The sequence below is a fragment of the Helicobacter burdigaliensis genome, assembly GCF_003670295.1.
GTDB classification, from domain to species: domain Bacteria; phylum Campylobacterota; class Campylobacteria; order Campylobacterales; family Helicobacteraceae; genus Helicobacter_D; species Helicobacter_D burdigaliensis.
This window is the reverse complement of sequence record NZ_QXJG01000015.1, coordinates 21,547-39,209: the sequence shown is the minus strand read 5'-3', so window position 1 is coordinate 39,209 and position 17,663 is coordinate 21,547. Positions and strand designations below refer to the sequence as shown.

Genomic DNA, 17,663 nt, shown 5'->3' with positions numbered 1-17,663 from the left:
AAAAAAAACCAAAAATGTTCCAAATCTTGCACATTACAAAAAAAAAACCCCATTTTTAAACTCTTTTCGTTTACCTTTTCCGATGGCAAAAAAATTTTAAAAATTTTACTTTTTCCAAGGGCAAAAAAACTTCCACCCCCCCGCTAACCCCTTAAAAGCCCCATAAAACAATCATTATCTATATATTTTTTGACAATTTTTGAAAATAATTAATATTTTATGATTTATATTTATAAGTTATGATTCATATATTTATTTATAGCATTGTAATATCAATACAAAATGATTGATTGATATAAATACAAGGAGTAAAAATGACAAAATTATCCGTTATTACAAGCCGTGCACTTTTAGGAATAGCTTTTTTAAGCTTGGGAGCAAATGCTGCTACAATTAATGATAAAACAAACTTTGATAAAAACTTTGAATCTAGTAAAAAAGATGGAAATTACACCACTAAAAAAGATGCAGAATTCCCTAAAGCAGATTCTGAAATTAGCTATGATTTCACAAAAACAGGTGATAATCTTGGAGTAAAAAATATCAAAATTGATGGGGATAAGCAATACACTCTAACCCTCAAAAAAGAAGCAAATTTTGGTGGTTTTACAGATAAAGACGAAAGACCCGACACTAGTTCTGCTTATGGCTTTGAAATAAGTGCTAAAAGCACAATTCTTGGCGATGGAACCAATGAAACCAAAATGGTAGTATCAAAAGTTTCTAAAATCACTGGGTTAGATTCATCTACATCCGCACTGGAGCTAAAAGACAAAGCAACACTAGCAGTGCTTGGAGCAAAACTAGATGTAACCGGTAGTAAAACAACCCTAGGAGGCACACAATCTAGTATCATCATCTGTGAAAAAGGGGTGGCAAATTTTGATGATATAGAGCTAACGGCAAAAGCAAATATATTTGCTGATGGCAATAGCACCCTCCATGCAAAAAGCATTAAAGCGGAGAATGGTGGGGATATTGCCGTGGATAATGGAAGCCTTATACAAACCAAAGGAGATTTCATTGCTAAAGATATTACCCTATCTGCCCTAAATAATTCACAATTTTCTATCGGTGGGAATCTAAACTTAGGCAACACTTCTACTGGTAATGAAATAACCCTGCAAAATAGCATTATCAAAGTAAAAGGCGACGCAAATATTACAAACACAAAATTTAACTTAGAAGATATACAAAGTCTTGTGGGTAGATTTGATTTAGTGCAAGTAGGTGGTAAATTTAACGAAAATATAGTAGAGGGTGGCTCAAATACTTTAGATAAAGTATCCTATCAAACAGATATTAAAGATTTACTCACAAATAAAAATCTACTAGAAGAGGGAAAATATGAATTAAAAGTCGTTACAAAAGGAACTGGTAGCGATGTAGATGGCACAACCTTAGTAACAGCACTAGGACTTGATTATAAACTAGCACTTTCAAAAGATGGCAAAACCCTCTATGTAAATGGCGAGGCAGTAGGACTAGACAAACAAGAAGCAACAAAAATCCTACAAGCAAAAGCAACCGCTGAAAAAGCTCTAGTAGATGCAGGGAAAACAAAAATTGATAAAGAAATAGGCTCAAGCGATAGCGAAGGTGTCAAAAAAGCAGTAAAAGAAGCAGATACCGCCCAAAAAGCTTCACAAACAACAACAAAAGAAAAGCAAACTGCTTACACTCAAGCTGAAGAAAAATACAATAAAGACAAAACCGAAGAAAACAAAAAAGCCCTAGAAACAGCACAAAAAGCACTCGATGAAGCTAAAAAAGCAGAATTAAACGCTAAAACTATACTTGATGAAGCTAACAAACTTTTAACAAATTTAACCAAAGCTTCTGAGGATTTACAAAAAAGAAGTGAAACATTAGGAAAAGTTTCGGCTGAAAATGATGCTAATAAACTTTTAGGCGCGATTATGGCAGGTGGAAATTCCCAAATAGCAGGTAGCTCACTACAATCACTTAAAAACAAAAACCAAACCCTAACAGCAGGATTATTACTGGATAGCTCTAAGCTGGTGGATATGTCAAATGCCATTAGCAATTCTGGAAATGTAAGCGAATCTCAAAAGATTTTAGATTCTCTAGCAGAGACTAAACACGATGCAGGAAAGCTTCTAAATATCATCACTAGAGGGGATTTTTATAAATCTACACGCGAAAGTGCAAAATCTGTAGCTTATAGCTCAAATACTTCAAGTTCAGCTTTAAATGCGGTAAATATCTCTAATGATATGTCCCTTAGCACAAGATTTGCGAAGTTTAACAACCCTTATTCTAAAACTTATTTTGCTTCTTTAGCAACCGATGCAAAATACGACTATTATGAAAGCTACAACAATAGTGTATGGGTAAATGTGTTTGGAGGGGCAAATATTATTGATGGTAATAATGCAGGAGTGTATGGGATTAGCCTAGGTGCTGATAAAAACATCAATGAAAATGTATTAATAGGTGCTTATTTTACCTATGCAGACGCTAGTTTAAAAGACACAAACCTACGCCAAGATTCTGATAATTATCAATTAGGTTTGTATTCTCTCATCAAACTTCCTAACGATTTTGAAACAAACTTGAAAATTTTTGGACAAATCGGAAAAACAAACCAAGATATTAGCACAATAGCAGGTATTAATTCTTCAGATTTTGATAGAAAATTCTTTGGAATTTCTGCAAATGTGGGTAAAGTATTTGGATTTGGCGATATGTTTGTAAAACCATTTGTAGGGCTAAACTACTACTATACAAGAACTCCAGGCTATACAGAAAAAGGCACGATTTTAGCTCAAAATGTGCTTAAAAGCACAAACAATTCTGCAAGCCTAGAAGCAGGCGTGGAGCTAAGAAAATATTTTGATAGCAATTCTTATTTATATGTAACTCCAAAACTAGAACAATACATTTTAAACAATGGCGATGATTATACCGCAAGCTTTGTTGGTTCTAACTCATATTTTAAAGTAGATTCTAATGAAAAGAAAAAAACTTATGGGCAGTTAATCATCGGAGGAAATCTTGATGTTAATGATAGCTTAAGCCTTAATTTAGGCGTTGGGGCTAAACAAATCTTAGCTGGAAAAGTAGATTCTAAAAATGAAACTTATCTAAGTGGAAATATAGGATTAAAATACAAATTCTAAGCTAAAGCTGCAAAACTTAAAACACAAAATAAACAAATAAAATCTCTTTTCTAAGAGATTTTATTAAATTTAATCTCCAAAATATAAAACTAAAATGCCATTATAATTCAATGCGACCAGTGGATTGCTTCACTGCGTTCGCAATGGCATAATAGATAGTCTAGTGCGATAATAAAAGGTAAACCTCATCATTTCAAAGGTTAGCTTATCACTCTAAATAAATACAAAGCATTTGCGTGGCAGTCTAAAAGGCTTACAATAAAACCTTAAAGTTTTTAAAAATTCTCTATAAAGTCAAAATCTCATCTAACTTTTAGACCCTAGCAAATGGATTGCTTCAGCTACGCCCTGCAACAACAAGGGGAGTAGCAAAAACCTTACAACAACAAAAACCTTTAAACAAAATTTTGACAAATAAATTTAGAAAATATATAATTGCATTTTCGTGTCAAGGCTTGACAAAATACATTAACTTTAGGACTTTTTATGCATTCTTTCAAACAAAAATATTTAATTAACTTTTGGGATAATTCTAAATCCTTAATTGCACTTGGGATTTTAAGTGCGGTGTATTTTGGGATTTTTGGTAGCGTTTGGGCTGTAACTGGTGAGATGACACGCTGGGGAGGCGAGTTTTTGGAGCTTTTTGGAATGAATTTAGAGGGCTATTCTTACTATCAAATACAAAGCTTAAGAGGAACTCCCCTAACAAGAAGCGATGGACTTATGCTAATAGGTATGTTTATAGGCGCACTCATCGCTGCACTTTGGGCAAATAAAGTAAAATTTCGCCTCCCTGCTAGTAAAATTAGAATCTTTCAAGCAATCCTTGGTGGGATTCTTTCAGGCTATGGAGCAAGATTGGCTTTTGGTTGTAATTTAGCAGATTTTTTTACGGGTTTGCCCTATTTTTCTTTGCATACTTGGCTTTTTACTATTTTCATGGTTTTGGGGATATTTTTGGCCGTCAAAGTTTGTAATCTTCCCTTTTTTAAACCACAAGCTAAACTAACACTTGTCAATAAAGAAAACTGCACCCTAACACATCAAAAAGGCAGAGCCAAGCTTCATTTCTTTTTAGGGAGTGTGTTTTTTATCGCATTTTTAGCTTGGGTGTTTTATCTTTTATACAAAAATGGAAATATTGATCTAGCCAACAAACAAAGCCTACTATCCTTAGCACTTATCTTTGGTTTTGTTTTTGGCTTTATTGTCGCTAGAGGGCAAATTTGCTTCACTTCTTGTTTTAGGGATTTATTTTTATTTGGTAGGGATAACGCTATAAAAGGAGCGATTTTGGGAATGATTATCGCCTCACTCATCGCTTTTGCTTTTATCTTAGGCGGACATTCTGCCAAAATCATTGCTCTAAGCCCAGCAGTAGCAGTAGGTGCATTTTTATTTGGCTTTGGGATAGTGTTTGCAGGTGGCTGTGAATGTGGCTGGACTTATAGAGCCTGTGAGGGGCAAAGCCATTTTATGATTGTAGGTGTTGCAAATATTTTAGGCACAATGATTTTAGCCCTAACCTATGATTTACTGCCTAGCGCTTTTAAAAGCGGTGCTAAAATCAATCTTTTAGTAGAATTTGGGAATTTTTGGGGCTTTAATATTAACCTCATTCTTTTTGGATTATTATTTGCTTTAGTTTTAATTTATAAAAAACAATACTTTTGCAAAATAGCCTAAAGGGGAGGAGCAATGAAAAACAAATTTATCTTATTAGCACTTTTTTTAACGCTTAGTGTCAATGCTAAGCTTGGCCTTGAATATCAAAACGAGGTTGCAGAAACTTACCTAGGAGAAAAAATAGCCAAAGAGGTTGATAAAAAGTATTGCGACAAAGGCTTAATAGAAGCTTGTATTTCACAAGCAAATTCACTAAAAGAACTAAGTAGCTTTGAAACGCTCTACAAAAATGCTTGTCAAAACGACAATGACGCACAAGCTTGCAATTATGAATTACTTATTTTACGCAATAAAATAGAGATTTTTACTAGCCTAGCTATAAAAGAAAAAAGTTTATCCAAACTCCAAAATGCCTTTAGCTTATACGATACACTCATTAAAATTCCTAGCAAAGAACCTTATATAAATAGCAATATTTATAAAGGCTATTATCTTTTATTTTCTACAAGTAAGGCTCTAAAAACCAAAGAAAACAAAAAAGAAAGACTAGATTTTGCAATCAATATCGCTAAGCAAAATATAGATTTTTACAAAAAAGAGCAAGATAGCAAGGTAAAATTCTTAGAACTCTATCAAGCTTATCATTTTTTAGTAAATATGAGTAGCGAGGATGAAAGTCTAAAAGAAATATATAATAAACTTTTAGATCAAGAAAAATATTATCGCAATCAATTTTGGAATATAAAATAAAGGAGAAATGATGAAAATAACTTATACACTAAATTTAGAGGGGGAGGCTTGTCCCTACCCTGCTATTGCAACTTTAGAAGCCTTACCGCAGTTAAAAAGTGGAGAAATTTTAGAAGTGCTTTGTGATTGTCCCCAAAGCATTAATTCCATACCCCAAGATGCCAAAAATCGCGGTTTTAAGGTTTTAGAAATCAATCAAGATGGCCCAACACTTAGATTTTTAATCCAAAAACCTTAAAATGCTAGAAACAAAAAGATTAATTTTAAGAAAGTTTGAAACTAGCGATACTAGAGCCTTATTTGAAATTCTAAGCGACAAAATTGTTAATCGTTTTTTACCTTGGCTTACATTTGAAAGCCTAGAACAAACAAAAAATCATTTAGAAAATTTTTATCTACAAACCAATCACAATAAAGATTTTTATAGATACGCCATTTGCCTAAAAGAAGATAATAAACCCATAGGCTATTTGCATTTTCACAATAACAATGAAAATAATGATTTTGGATATGCCATAAAAAAAAGAATTTTGGAATCAAGGCTTGATGACTGAAGCTACAAATAAATTCATAGAAAATCTAAAAGTAGATAAAATCCCCTATATCACCGCCACACACGATATAAAAAATATTGCAAGTGGTAAAGTTATGCAAAAACTAAATATGTGTTATAAATATAGCTACAAAGAACTATGGCAACCTAAAAACATAAAAGTCATTTTTAGGTTTTATCAGTTAAATTTAGACGAAAATAAAGAAAGAATTTATAGAGGGTATTTAGAAAAATATCCTCATTTCATAGAGCAATTTTAAAGCTCTTTTAGCATTCTTTCATAGGCGACTTTTGTGCCAGGACGCACTTTACCCAAAAGGCTCACAATCACAATCACTAAAGAAGCTATAAAAAATCCAGGAATAATCTCATAAAGTGGCAAACCAAACAATTCTGCTAAATATTTTTTCCAAAGTACCACCATTAAAGCCCCACTAACCATTCCACAAATCGCTCCCATTCTTGTCATTCTCCCCCAAAATAGTGAAAAAAGCATCACAGAACCAAAAGAAGCTCCAAATCCTGCCCACGCATAAGCTACGATACTTAAAACGCTGGAATCTTTATCACTTGAAATCACAAAGGCAACCAATGCCACTAGCAAAACCCCTATTCTTCCTAGATTCATCACCATTTTATTTGAAGCTTCTTTGTTGAAAATTCTCTTATAAAAATCTTCTGCTATGGTTGAGCTTGATACAAGAAGTTGCGAACTTGCTGTGCTCATAATGGCCGCTAAAATCGCAGAAAGCAAAATCCCAGCAATCCAAGGATTAAATAAAAGCTCTGACATTATAATAAAAGTCTTTTCAGGATCAGCAAGGCTTAAATCAAACTTATTCACATAAGCAATCCCCAAAATCCCAATAAAACAAGCTCCCACCAAAGAAACCACCATCCAAGAAATCCCTACAAATGTAGCAATAGGAATATCTTTAGTAGAGCGGATAGACATAAAACGCACCAAAATATGAGGCTGTCCAAAATACCCTAACCCCCAAGCCAATGCTGAGATAATGCCTATTAAAGAAATTCCTCCAAAAGAAGACAATCTATCTTGTGCCACAAAACTGACTTTACTAAAACCATCTAGCAATTTACTTAACTTTTGCGCATCTTGCGTATTTATAGCTTCTTGCAATCTTTGTGCTAAATCTTTAGCAAAAACTACATTTTTTAAATCACCCTTAAATAGCTCCAAAACATTATTGTCTTTTTTAAACTCTTCTTGAATGTTTTTTTCACTCCAAACTTTATCTTTTGCCTTATTTAACTCATTGATTAAAATTATAATCTTATCTTTTGAATCTTTAGCATTTAAATCTTGTAAAATACTAGGGATTTGCCCTTTTATCTCTAAAATATTTTTACTTGCTGTATCTGAAATGCTAATATATTTTGAAGCTTCTTTTATGCCACCTAATTGATAAAGCATTACGATAGGTACAACGATTAACGCCCCCATCATTAAAAGCCCTTGAAGCATATCTGTCCAACAAACTGCCTTATATCCACCCAAAAAAGTATAGGCTACGATGATAAGCGTCCCAGTGGTTAATGCATAATCATATCTTATACCAAAGGTAGCTTCAAAGAGTTTTGCCCCTCCTACAAGTCCCGATGAAACATATATAGTAAAAAACACCAAAATCACCACCGCACATACTATGCGTAAGATGTGCCTATCATCATCAAATCTTGTTTCAAAATAATCGGGTATGGTAATAGAATCAGCAATCACGCTTGTATAGATTCTAAGCCTTTTTGCAACAAAGCTCCAATTTAGCAAAGCCCCGATACTAAGCCCTATGGCAATATAACTTTCAACAAGCCCACTTGCATACAAAGCACCGGGCAATCCCATTAAAAGCCAACCACTCATATCAGAAGCTCCGGCACTAAGTGCTGAAACCACAGGACCTAAAGTCCGCCCGCCTAAAAAATAATCTTCTGTGCTTTTGTTTTGCCTATAAAAATAAAAACCTATAAACAACATCAAACAAGAATAAGCCAAAAACATAACCGCAATAGGGATATTAATCTTTACTGCCTCTATAATTTCTCCTTTAATTTCATAAATTTACATTATAACAAAAACAAATTACAAACAATCACTAATTTCTTCATCTAAAAAATAAATATTTGTATATCCCTCATCTACTAAAGAGCTTCCTATCAAAGATACCGTATGCCCTGAATAGCAGTTTAATAAGATTTTTTTATCTTTGTTTTCATTTAAAGTTTTATAAAATTCTTCTTGCGTGACAATGTTTCTAGCATTCTTTAAATGCCCTTGCAAATAATTTTCTTCTTCTCTTATATCAATAAGCACCCAAGAAGTATCTTCTAAAATATCTTTTAAATCCTCTTTAAACACAGCCTTAGCCAAACTTTTATGTCTTTTTCCATAATATTCCATATTTTTCCTTTTTAACGATAATGTAATCCAATATAATAAGATATAGGAGCTAAACACAACAAAAACAATCCTGCCGCCATAAAAAGATAAGTAATATCAAACACTCTCACAAAAGGTTGTGAAAGCAAGGGAGAAACAAACTGCCCAAAATAAATTACCGCACTTAAAACCCCTAAAGTTTTTGCACGATGCCTAGGGGAAGAATTTGCAATAAGTGTGGAGATATTATTCACAATAATAGGCCCTCCACCCACTCCAAAAAGCACTAAAGCCAAAAGCACCATAAAAAAGCTATGAAAATAAAAAAGGAGTAAAAATCCAATTCCCATAAGCAAGAATCCAACTCCATAAACCAAAGCTATACTAAGATATTTTCTTAATCTCTGATAAGAAAGCGAGGCAAGTCCATAAAATATCGCTGAAGCGGACATTCCCACTCCGACATAAACCTCTTTAATCTCAAGATTATGCACCATAAAAGAAGGAATTTGCGTGGGGGAGATATAATAAGTCGCCATTACAAAAAATCCTATAAAGTATATCGGCACTAAAGGCAAGATTCTAAAAGGCTCTTTCTCATCTTCGCACAAAAGATTATGCGCCCTCTTAGGCTCAAAAAGCAACTTTGTAGCAAGCAAGGCAATTATCACTCCAAGCCCATAAACAACAAAAGGATAACGCCAACCAAAATGCGCTAAAAACCCTCCAATAATCATAAAAGTAGCACTTCCACAAGCAGTAGCAAAGCCTTGCAAACTAAGCGCCCTTTGTCTATCTTCTCCTGCATAATAATCCGCCACTAATGCACTAGCAGCCGTCATCACAAATGCAGTAGCTATGCCAAACATCGCCCTTGTGAATAAAATCCAATAAATATTATCCCATAATGCCCCTAAAGCACCAAAAATACTCCAAGCATACATTGCAGGGATTAAAAATTTAATCCGCCCAAATCTATCAAGCAAAAACCCACTAAGAGGAGAGAAAATCATCACAAACAAAGCAGGAAGCGTAAGAATAAGCCTAGATAATAAATCAATATTTGGTATAGATTGTGGCAAGAAATGTGCTTCTAATGCCGGAATTGCAGGTGCTATCACAATACTACCAAGCACCGTCATAGAAGTACTAGCGAAAAGGGCAAATTGAAAAGTTTTTGTCTTTGTTATCTCCATATACTTAACCTTTTTTGTAAGCTTCTATTTTATTCTTTAAAAGCTTAGTGCAAGTTTATTAAGTTTTATAATTTCCACACTTTAAAAGCATATTTGATAACAAATCCTATAAAATTAGTATAATAAAACTCGTAAAATAGTATAAAATTAAATAAAAATCTTTACAAAGATAACACAGCCTCTCTTATCATTTAGACAAAAAATGTCTATTTTTATTAGCTATAATTTAAAAAACAAAAAGGAATAAATATGGCTCTTGCAGTGGAAACCATTTATCAACATACACTTAAAATTAATAAGCAATCTTTTTGGATGTGTTTTAATGAAAACCACAATATTTGCTCCATTAATAAAAACAATAAAGAGGGTTTAGATCCTTTTGATGAGGACAAAACAGATAAAAAGCAAAGAGAAGAATTTTTAGGCTTTATGCAAGAAAATTTTCCTAATACTCGCCTTACAAAAGTCTTTGATATAGCGCCTACTAGCTATGTAATCTATCCTTATCTTGGCAGTATTGCAATAGATTGCAAAGAAGGAGATGAAGTTTATAACGCCCTTTGTGAAAAATATGAGACTAAAGGCTATCCAAAATCTATGGGAGCGGTATTTTGGAGTATGGAAGTAAAAGTGGCAAAAGAGCTTTATGAAAACAGAAAAGAGAATTTTGAAAATTTCTAGCTTATCACCTCTTCTAAATGTGCTAGTATCTTAACCATCGCCAAAGTATCTAATTTACAATACTCTAAAAGTGCTTTGCGATAAGCTTCTCTCTCCTCTTTATCCATAAGACACATAAGCTCAAAGCTCTCCATAGCTTCGCTTCCATTATGGATTAGATTTAAACTTTTATAAGCTTCTTGCATTTGCGGAATGAGGCTTTTGATAGAATAACTCCCTTGCATTTTATAATGATAATAGAACTTATCTTTAAAAGGTATCATCAAATCTTTAATATTTTTCTCTATGTTTAGCAAATGTTCGCTAAGGCTAGGATATAAAGAGGCTAGATTTTTAATGATACTTTTTTCAAAACTCGCATTATAGGCTAAAACACAAACATCTTTTGGAATATCCCTTACTAAGCTTGTCGCTAAGCTAAATCTTGGATCAATCCCGCATTCTGCTAAAAACTCTTTATGTATTAGAGTGGTTTTATTATCAATATGCAAAGAGTATTGAAAAGGGATTTGCATATAAGGCTTAGTGCCTTCAAATTCAGGAATCGCTTGTGTAAAGCTTTCAAAATCAAGATGATAGATAGGATAGTTTAAAGTGCTTAAAAATTCTTTTATCTTTGGTTTGTCTATTTTAATCTCTTTCTTTAAAGAAGCTTTGATTTGAATCTTTTGACTTTCATTAAAGGGTGAAAAATCCTTTATATCTTTAAGATCAACAATTCCTTTCTTATACAATTCAATCTTTTTACTCATCTTAAGCCTTGCGATACTAAAAATATCTTCTTTTTGGCAAAGCCCTCTTCGCTTTTCCCAGCAATATTCATAAGCATCGCATAAATAAGGATCAAAGCAATGCTCTCCTATATCCATATTTGGCTCTTCTTTGGAATCTTCTAAAACTTGTTTAAATTTTTCTAAATTCTCTTTGACTTCTTTTTGCTTAGCTATAACCTCATCTGTAATATCACAATGCATAAAAAGTTTATCAACCTCTAATTCCTCTTCTCCAATATAAGCATTATTAATATGTATGAGATTTACCTGCTTGATTTTATAATTTAGATTTTCTAATACAAAATATTGTAAAGCACAATCGTCTTTATAAATTTCTTTTAAAGAAGTGGAGCTTTTAACTTCATTGAGGACAAACCCCTCTTTTGTATTTTGCAAAATATCTACCATAACCACAATTCCTTCATAAATAAAAGTGGCTTCATAGATGACTTCTTGATTGTTTTGCAATAATTTTTTAGTTTGTTCGCATTTTTCTATAAATGTGCTACCCATAAAATCTATTTTAACCCCATTTGGAAAAAGCATGCAAGCTAACTCGCCCACCTTATTGCCCGTATCAAATTTAGCCAAAGCATTTTTATCTGGCTCACTCAATACATCTTTTTTATAAGTTCTCAGCCATAGAGATTTAGCACATTGCACCCCTCTTGTATATCTTGATTTAGATAGATTCATAAAATACCTTGAATTAAAAAATTATTTAGAAATTATATTAAAAAGATATAAAATTTAAAAGCCTAATGAAAGTTACAAGAACAAAAACAGCTATTTGCTGTTTCTGCTTAGGTATTTACCAAGAAGCCTTAACTCCTCATCATTAATTTCTGTTTTTCTAAAAAAGGGCATAGAAGATTTCCCATAGCGAACAAAAGTTTGCACAAATTCTACACTTAAATCCGTCCTATCTTCCAAAAGCGCAGGAATCCCTGTGCCTTTATAAGCCACAGCTAGAGCATTAGTTGCAGGCATATTCACTCCATGGCAAGAAACGCACCACTTGCTATAAATTTTTTGCCCTTTTTTCTCTTCACTACTTAAAGTAGAGCTTTTTACGCTAGAGAAGTTTGCAGGTGAATTTGGATTGTTTGGATTGTATTGGCTCACCTTAACCTCACCTTTGCTAAACCCCAAACTTATAAAAGCCATACCCACACAAATAAATCCTAAAATTATCTTTTTCATTTTTGCCCCTTTTTAAATCCATCTTTTTTAGCATTAGCAAATCTACCTTCTCTCGCGTTTTTAGGCCAGATTCCACCACGACCGGGTGCTAAAATGCCATTAGGATCGATGCAGTCTTTTAGCTGTTCACTAAACCTTCTTAAAATATGGTTATTGTAAGAATATGCACCCATTACATCATCTTGAAAAGTGGGTGCTGCCCTATAATCCCCCCAACCATTTTGTGCGGCTACTTTTACCATAGTTCTATAAGCCTCTCTTAACTTTGCATTATGTTCTTTATCCGTGCGAGAATTATTAAAAGCAAGCATAAAACAAAACGCCCTATACATCCAAGATCTAGGGTGTGCAAAAGGAGTAATGGGGGACTTCATACCTAAAGAATGAAAAACATCAATATACACATCTTGACATTTTAAAAGCTCTTTACCATCTCTTGGGATAATAGGAGAAAACCACACATGCCCATCGCTAGGCTCTAATACATCTCCTCTCGTGCTTAGCCAAAAAATCTCCATATTAGGAATCCCTAAAGAGACTTTATGTTTTAGCTGGGATTTTTGTTCCAAAGTAAGAGGCAAGGCAAATTCTTGCACTTTAGTAATCTTTGCACCACTAATCACCTTAAAACGCTCTTTAATGTAATTCATATTCGCATAACAAGTATCCTTGCAACCATAAATAGGAATATCAATTTGCCAATAAGGAATATCATTTTTAAGTGCGTAATTTTGGATTTTATTTAAATCAGGTTTGCCTCCTTTAGAAGTCAAATACCCCTCTAACTCTTTATTCATAGGTTTTCCATGCGGAGGATTTAGCGGACTTCTATATAAAGGCCACCCAATAATAAAACTATCTTCAAGATAATTTAAAATGCTTACTGCTGGGATTAAGTCCTCTCTTGTTTTCATAGTAAGCGACAAAAGAAGATAATATTCTGGTTTTGGCATCATCCAAAAGCCCATTTTAGTTACAATTCCAAAATTACTTTGTGCAAAAAGTCCATCCACATAAGGTCCATAGCCATATTTATTTTCTGCAAATGTTTTAGCACCCGGCAATGCACCCATGCCCGTTCTTAAAATCTCTCCATTTGCTAGAACTACTTCCATACCACAATGCGAACCAAAATGATCTCTATACATTCCATAGCTATATCCCCAACCATGATCTAGTGCATTCCCCACTGGAGAACCCCAACCCGGATCTGGAATATCCAAAAAAACATTAAGATTATTATTTTCTACATATTCGTAGAGATCAAAATAGCTAACACCCGGTTCTACAATGCAAAAATTACGCTTATCATCTACTTCTATAATTTTATTCATTCTTTTTAAATCCACTACCACATCACCTCTCCTTTGAGGTGCGCTAGAGCCATAGCCTAGATTCTTACCTGTGGATATAGGGAAAAGTGGTATTTTATAAACATTTGCAATTTTTACGATTTTTTGCACTTCTTCTGTATTTTTAGGTGCTAGTGCTAAAGAGGGAATAGGCTCATCAGAATCGTCCCATTGCGGACTATAAGCATCTCTATAAAGATCTAAATCTTCTTGTTTATTAAACACCCACTCTTTGCCGATTGCTTTTTGAAATTCTTTTAAAGCCTTATTAAAATTTTCTTGTGAAACATTCATAGGTAAAATCATAATTTTACTCCTTTTGGCGTGATAATAAAGGCATATTCGCCTTGTTTTTCTTCATAATATGCGATATGTGTGTGCTTAGTGCGCATCATCTCTTTTAAGATAAAAAAGGTTGTCTTAGAACCAACACCCCCAATAATCACATCGCTATTTAATGCCTTATCTAGTTTTGTATAAATATTTGCAATATCTTTATTGATAATAAGAGTTTCTTCTGTACTAAAATTAAATGAAATATTTTGACAATCTAAATCCTTAATAAAAAGTTTAGAATACCTTAGGTTCTCTTTTTGTATAGTCAATATAGAAGCTTCAAGTGTATTAAGAGCGACTAGGCTTATCATTCCGCCTTTTAAAAAACTTCTACGCTCTATCATGCAACCTCCTTAATCCAAAAATTTAGTTAAATTTTATTTAACTTTATGGCAATTATAGGACTTGCATTCTTACACAATTATAAAATATTTTTCTTTTAAACTTTAAAAAATATTCACAAAATACCACTCTAAAGCAAAATCTTAATGCTATAATTATGCAAAATTTTAATTTTAGGAGTTTTAAGGTGAGTAAGCAATACAAAAAAGTCGTTTTAGCATACAGCGGGGGACTTGATACAAGCGTGATTTTAAAATGGCTTGGCGATACTTATAATTGTGAAGTAGTAACTTTCACAGCAGACATCGGACAAGGCGAAGAGGTAGAGCCTGCAAGAGCAAAGGCACAAAAGCTTGGCATAAAGAGTGAAAATATCTTTATTGAAGATTTGAGGGAAGAATTTATTAGAGATTTTGTATTTCCTATGTTTAGGGCAAATACCATTTATGAGGGCGAATATCTACTTGGCACAAGCATTGCACGCCCACTTATCGCAAAAAGACTTGTGGAAATTGCCAAAAAGGTAGGTGCTGATGCGATCTCTCATGGTGCCACAGGAAAGGGAAACGATCAGGTGAGGTTTGAAATAGGAGCATATGCACTAAACCCAGATATTAAAGTCATCGCTCCTTGGAGAGAATGGGATCTAAACAGCCGTGAAAAGCTCCTAGACTATGCAGAAAAAGCAGGAATAGAGATTGAAAAGAAAAAGAATAAATCGCCTTATTCAATGGATGCAAATTTACTTCACATTAGCTATGAAGGACAGATATTAGAAGATCCAAATGTCGCTCCTGAAGAAGATATGTGGAGATGGTCTGTAAGCCCTAAAAATGCCCCAGATAAGCCAACAATTATCACAATAGAATTTAAAAATGGCGATGGCGTGGCGATAAATGGAGAGAACTTAAGTCCAGCAGAGTTTTGGGCTAAACTTAACAAGCTTGGCGGAGAGAATGGAATTGGAAGATTAGATCTAGTAGAAAATCGCTATGTGGGAATGAAATCTCGTGGCTGCTATGAGACTCCGGGTGGGACAATCTATCTAAAAGCACATCGTGCAATAGAATCTCTATGCCTAGATAGAGAAGAAGCACATTTAAAAGATTCTCTTATGCCAAAATATGCCGAGCTTATTTATAATGGATATTGGTTTAGCCCTGAAAGAGAGGCGTTGCAAGCTCTCATTGATAAAACACAAGAAAAAGTTGAGGGTGTAGTAAGATTAGAACTCTATAAAGGCAATGTAACTGTATTAGGAAGAGAATCTAAAAAATCCCTCTTTAATGCTGCATATAGCACTTTTGAAGAAGATTCCGTTTATAATCAAAAAGATGCCGCAGGATTTATAAAACTCAATGCTTTAAGATTTATCATCGCAGGAAAAGCGAAAAAGTAATCTTTTGCTCCTATAAAATAAGCAGTCAAAGACTGCTTTATTAATTTAAAACAAGAAAAGAACTTCTATAAACTAAGATTACCCCCCAACAAGCTTTTAAGCTAGAATATACTACAATTTGCAAAGAATTAAAGTAAGATTTAAGGATATTTTATGGTTCAAATAACCGGGCTTGGTATGCAATATGCTACCAAAAAACTTTTTGAAAATGTAAATTTAAGGCTTGATAAGGGCAAAAGATATGGGCTAATAGGTGCAAATGGTGCTGGAAAATCCACTTTTTTAAAGATTTTAAGTGGAGAGATCGAACATACAAGTGGGGATATTTCTTTTGATCCCAATGCTAGACTTGGGGTTTTAGGACAAAACCAATTTGCATATGAGGATTTTAGCATTAAAGATTGCGTGCTTTATGGAAATAAAAGACTTTATGAAGCGATTAAAGAAAAAGAAAAACTTTATGAGGCAGGAGACTTTAGCGATGCAGTCAATGAACGACTAGGCGAGCTAGAGATGATTTGTGCTGAAGAAGATCCTACCTATGAATATGATGTGCAAATAGAAAAGATTTTAGAAGACTTAGGATTCCCTGCTAAAATCCACGATGAGCTTATGAAGACGCTAACCGGCGGGGATAAGTTTAAAGTGCTTTTAGCACAAGTTCTTTTCCCAAAGCCTGATATTTTATTTTTAGATGAGCCTACAAACAACCTAGATTTAAAGACAATTTCTTACCTAGAAGAGCAGTTAAAACGCCATGAAGGGACACTTGTGGTAATCTCACACGATAGGCACTTTTTAAATAGCGTATGCACGCATATTTTAGACTTAGATTTTAAATCTGTGCGAGAATTTAGCGGAAACTATGATGATTGGTATATCGCCTCCACGCTTATTGCTAAGCAACAAGAGATGGAGCGAAACAAAAAGCTAAAAGAAAAAGAAGAGCTAGAATCTTTTATCGCTAGATTTTCAGCCAATGCTTCTAAGGCTAAACAAGCTACCTCTCGCCAAAAACAACTAGAAAAGCTAGACATAAAAGCACTTGAAGTATCAAGCAGACGCGATCCTAGCATAGTTTTTAAGCCAAACCGCACCATAGGAAATGAAGCGCTAAATATTGAAAGTTTAAGCTTTTCTTATGAAAATTTAGAAGTGATTAAAAACTTGAGCCTAACCATACTCCCCGGCGATAAAATCGCACTCATTGGAAGAAATGGTATTGGCAAAACTACATTTTGTGAACTAATTGTAGAAAATCTAAAGCCACAAAGTGGGAGCATAAAATGGGGTGCGACGATTGAGCGAGGTTATTTTCCACAAAACACCACAGAACTTATAAAGGGCGAAGAAACTCTCTATGAGTGGCTAAGAGGCTTTGATAAGAAAAAGGAAGCCACAGAGATAAGAAATGCACTAGGCAGAATGCTCTTTAACGGAGAAGAGCAAGAAAAAAGTGTCAATGCCCTAAGCGGTGGAGAAAAGCATAGAATGATGCTAAGCAAGCTTATGCTAGAGGGGGGAAACTTCTTAGTGCTTGATGAGCCTACAAACCACCTTGATTTAGAGGCTATCATCGCACTTGGAGAGGCATTATACAAATATAGCGGAAATGTAATTTGCATAAGCCACGATAGAGAGTTAATTGACGCGTATGCAAATAGAATTATAGAATTTAAAGAAAACAATGAAATAGTGGATTTTCGCGGAAGCTATGAGGAGTATCTAGCTTCACAAGGGCAAGAATGAATCTAAAAAATTCAAATATTGCCTTTAGCTATTTTTGGGGAAATATCTAGATTTATAAGAAAATATTACCTAAGAGCGAATTTTATCATGTTTGTTTGCCACCTAATAGAGAGATTAAAGTAGATTATTCTATAATGTTTAAAATTTTACTCTTCTTAG

Annotated in this window: 15 protein-coding genes and 1 pseudogene; 9 read left to right on the top strand and 7 right to left on the bottom strand. The window is 33.9% G+C overall.

What is annotated here, in order from left to right:
- Window positions 1-314: 314 nt before the first annotated feature.
- From EBF09_RS09365 to EBF09_RS09465, 6 genes and pseudogenes are all read left to right on the top strand, one after another.
- Window positions 315-3,143, top strand: coding sequence for an autotransporter outer membrane beta-barrel domain-containing protein (locus EBF09_RS09365; RefSeq protein WP_232817679.1), 2,829 nt, complete (start codon window positions 315-317; stop codon window positions 3,141-3,143).
- Window positions 3,144-3,629: 486 nt separating this feature from the next.
- Window positions 3,630-4,888: pseudogene (yedE, locus tag EBF09_RS06515) on the top strand (selenium metabolism membrane protein YedE/FdhT).
- Window positions 4,845-5,522 (top strand): hypothetical protein, encoded by a 678-nt coding sequence (locus EBF09_RS06510; protein WP_121764323.1) that lies wholly within the window; start codon window positions 4,845-4,847, stop codon window positions 5,520-5,522. The pseudogene yedE and the gene EBF09_RS06510 overlap by 44 nt, the downstream one beginning before the upstream one ends.
- A 10-nt stretch (window positions 5,523-5,532) precedes the next feature.
- A complete protein-coding gene (gene yedF / locus EBF09_RS06505) occupies window positions 5,533-5,760 on the top strand; it encodes a sulfurtransferase-like selenium metabolism protein YedF (RefSeq protein ID WP_121764322.1) in 228 nt (75 codons plus the stop codon).
- Between the two features lies 1 nt (window position 5,761).
- Window positions 5,762-6,076 (top strand): GNAT family N-acetyltransferase, encoded by a 315-nt coding sequence (locus EBF09_RS09470; RefSeq protein WP_198672552.1) that lies wholly within the window; start codon window positions 5,762-5,764, stop codon window positions 6,074-6,076.
- Window positions 6,069-6,335 (top strand): GNAT family protein, encoded by a 267-nt coding sequence (locus tag EBF09_RS09465; protein WP_198672551.1) that lies wholly within the window; start codon window positions 6,069-6,071, stop codon window positions 6,333-6,335. The genes EBF09_RS09470 and EBF09_RS09465 overlap by 8 nt, the downstream gene beginning before the upstream one ends.
- Here the strand turns inward: EBF09_RS09465 and EBF09_RS06495 are convergent.
- From EBF09_RS06495 to EBF09_RS06485, 3 genes are read right to left on the bottom strand one after another with little or no spacing between them, the layout of a single operon-like run.
- Window positions 6,332-8,131 carry a sodium:solute symporter family transporter gene (locus EBF09_RS06495; protein ID WP_198672553.1) on the bottom strand — a complete coding sequence of 600 codons (1,800 nt, stop codon included), beginning with the start codon at window positions 8,129-8,131 and terminating at the stop codon, window positions 6,332-6,334. The two genes, EBF09_RS09465 and EBF09_RS06495, sit on opposite strands and share 4 nt — an antisense overlap.
- A gap of 45 nt (window positions 8,132-8,176) precedes the next feature.
- On the bottom strand, window positions 8,177-8,494 hold the full coding sequence (locus EBF09_RS06490) for a rhodanese-like domain-containing protein (RefSeq protein ID WP_121764320.1): 318 nt from the start codon (window positions 8,492-8,494) through the stop codon (window positions 8,177-8,179).
- An 11-nt stretch (window positions 8,495-8,505) separates the two neighbouring features.
- On the bottom strand, window positions 8,506-9,669 hold the full coding sequence (locus tag EBF09_RS06485; RefSeq protein ID WP_121764319.1) for an MFS transporter: 1,164 nt from the start codon (window positions 9,667-9,669) through the stop codon (window positions 8,506-8,508).
- Between the two features lie 249 nt (window positions 9,670-9,918).
- Between EBF09_RS06485 and EBF09_RS06480 the strand changes: the two genes are divergently transcribed.
- Window positions 9,919-10,350: a hypothetical protein gene (locus tag EBF09_RS06480; RefSeq protein ID WP_121764318.1), complete on the top strand. Its 432-nt coding sequence runs from the start codon at window positions 9,919-9,921 to the stop codon at window positions 10,348-10,350.
- On the opposite strand, the gene EBF09_RS06475 is transcribed toward EBF09_RS06480, so the two are convergent.
- The 4 genes from EBF09_RS06475 to EBF09_RS06460 form a co-directional block, all read right to left on the bottom strand.
- On the bottom strand, window positions 10,347-11,819 hold the full coding sequence (locus tag EBF09_RS06475; protein WP_121764317.1) for a DUF2779 domain-containing protein: 1,473 nt from the start codon (window positions 11,817-11,819) through the stop codon (window positions 10,347-10,349). The genes EBF09_RS06480 and EBF09_RS06475 overlap by 4 nt on opposite strands.
- A gap of 90 nt (window positions 11,820-11,909) precedes the next feature.
- A complete protein-coding gene (locus tag EBF09_RS06470) occupies window positions 11,910-12,326 on the bottom strand; it encodes a c-type cytochrome (RefSeq protein ID WP_121764316.1) in 417 nt (138 codons plus the stop codon).
- Window positions 12,323-13,984, bottom strand: a complete 1,662-nt coding sequence (locus EBF09_RS06465; protein WP_121764315.1) for an FAD-binding oxidoreductase — start codon at window positions 13,982-13,984, stop codon at window positions 12,323-12,325. Before EBF09_RS06465 ends, EBF09_RS06470 begins: the two co-directional genes overlap by 4 nt.
- A complete protein-coding gene (locus tag EBF09_RS06460) occupies window positions 13,981-14,358 on the bottom strand; it encodes a transcriptional initiation protein Tat (protein ID WP_121764314.1) in 378 nt (125 codons plus the stop codon). Before EBF09_RS06460 ends, EBF09_RS06465 begins: the two co-directional genes overlap by 4 nt.
- Before the next feature lie 185 nt (window positions 14,359-14,543).
- Here EBF09_RS06460 and EBF09_RS06455 point away from each other — a divergent pair, with 185 nt between their 5' ends.
- Entirely contained in the window at window positions 14,544-15,755 is a 1,212-nt protein-coding gene (locus EBF09_RS06455) for an argininosuccinate synthase (protein WP_232817678.1), read from the top strand.
- 153 nt (window positions 15,756-15,908) lie between these two features.
- Entirely contained in the window at window positions 15,909-17,504 is a 1,596-nt protein-coding gene (locus EBF09_RS06450; RefSeq protein ID WP_121764312.1) for an ABC-F family ATP-binding cassette domain-containing protein, read from the top strand.
- Window positions 17,505-17,663 lie beyond the last annotated feature (159 nt).

Coding starts and splice junctions, on each gene's coding strand:
- EBF09_RS09365 (WP_232817679.1), top strand. CDS start 315: ATGACAAAATTATCCGTTATTACAAGCCGTGCACTTTTAGGAATAGCT.
- EBF09_RS06510 (WP_121764323.1), top strand. CDS start 4,845: ATGAAAAACAAATTTATCTTATTAGCACTTTTTTTAACGCTTAGTGTC.
- yedF (WP_121764322.1), top strand. CDS start 5,533: ATGAAAATAACTTATACACTAAATTTAGAGGGGGAGGCTTGTCCCTAC.
- EBF09_RS09470 (WP_198672552.1), top strand. CDS start 5,762: ATGCTAGAAACAAAAAGATTAATTTTAAGAAAGTTTGAAACTAGCGAT.
- EBF09_RS09465 (WP_198672551.1), top strand. CDS start 6,069: ATGACTGAAGCTACAAATAAATTCATAGAAAATCTAAAAGTAGATAAA.
- EBF09_RS06490 (WP_121764320.1), bottom strand. CDS start 8,494: ATGGAATATTATGGAAAAAGACATAAAAGTTTGGCTAAGGCTGTGTTT.
- EBF09_RS06485 (WP_121764319.1), bottom strand. CDS start 9,669: ATGGAGATAACAAAGACAAAAACTTTTCAATTTGCCCTTTTCGCTAGT.
- EBF09_RS06480 (WP_121764318.1), top strand. CDS start 9,919: ATGGCTCTTGCAGTGGAAACCATTTATCAACATACACTTAAAATTAAT.
- EBF09_RS06475 (WP_121764317.1), bottom strand. CDS start 11,819: ATGAATCTATCTAAATCAAGATATACAAGAGGGGTGCAATGTGCTAAA.
- EBF09_RS06470 (WP_121764316.1), bottom strand. CDS start 12,326: ATGAAAAAGATAATTTTAGGATTTATTTGTGTGGGTATGGCTTTTATA.
- EBF09_RS06465 (WP_121764315.1), bottom strand. CDS start 13,984: ATGATTTTACCTATGAATGTTTCACAAGAAAATTTTAATAAGGCTTTA.
- EBF09_RS06460 (WP_121764314.1), bottom strand. CDS start 14,358: ATGATAGAGCGTAGAAGTTTTTTAAAAGGCGGAATGATAAGCCTAGTC.
- EBF09_RS06450 (WP_121764312.1), top strand. CDS start 15,909: ATGGTTCAAATAACCGGGCTTGGTATGCAATATGCTACCAAAAAACTT.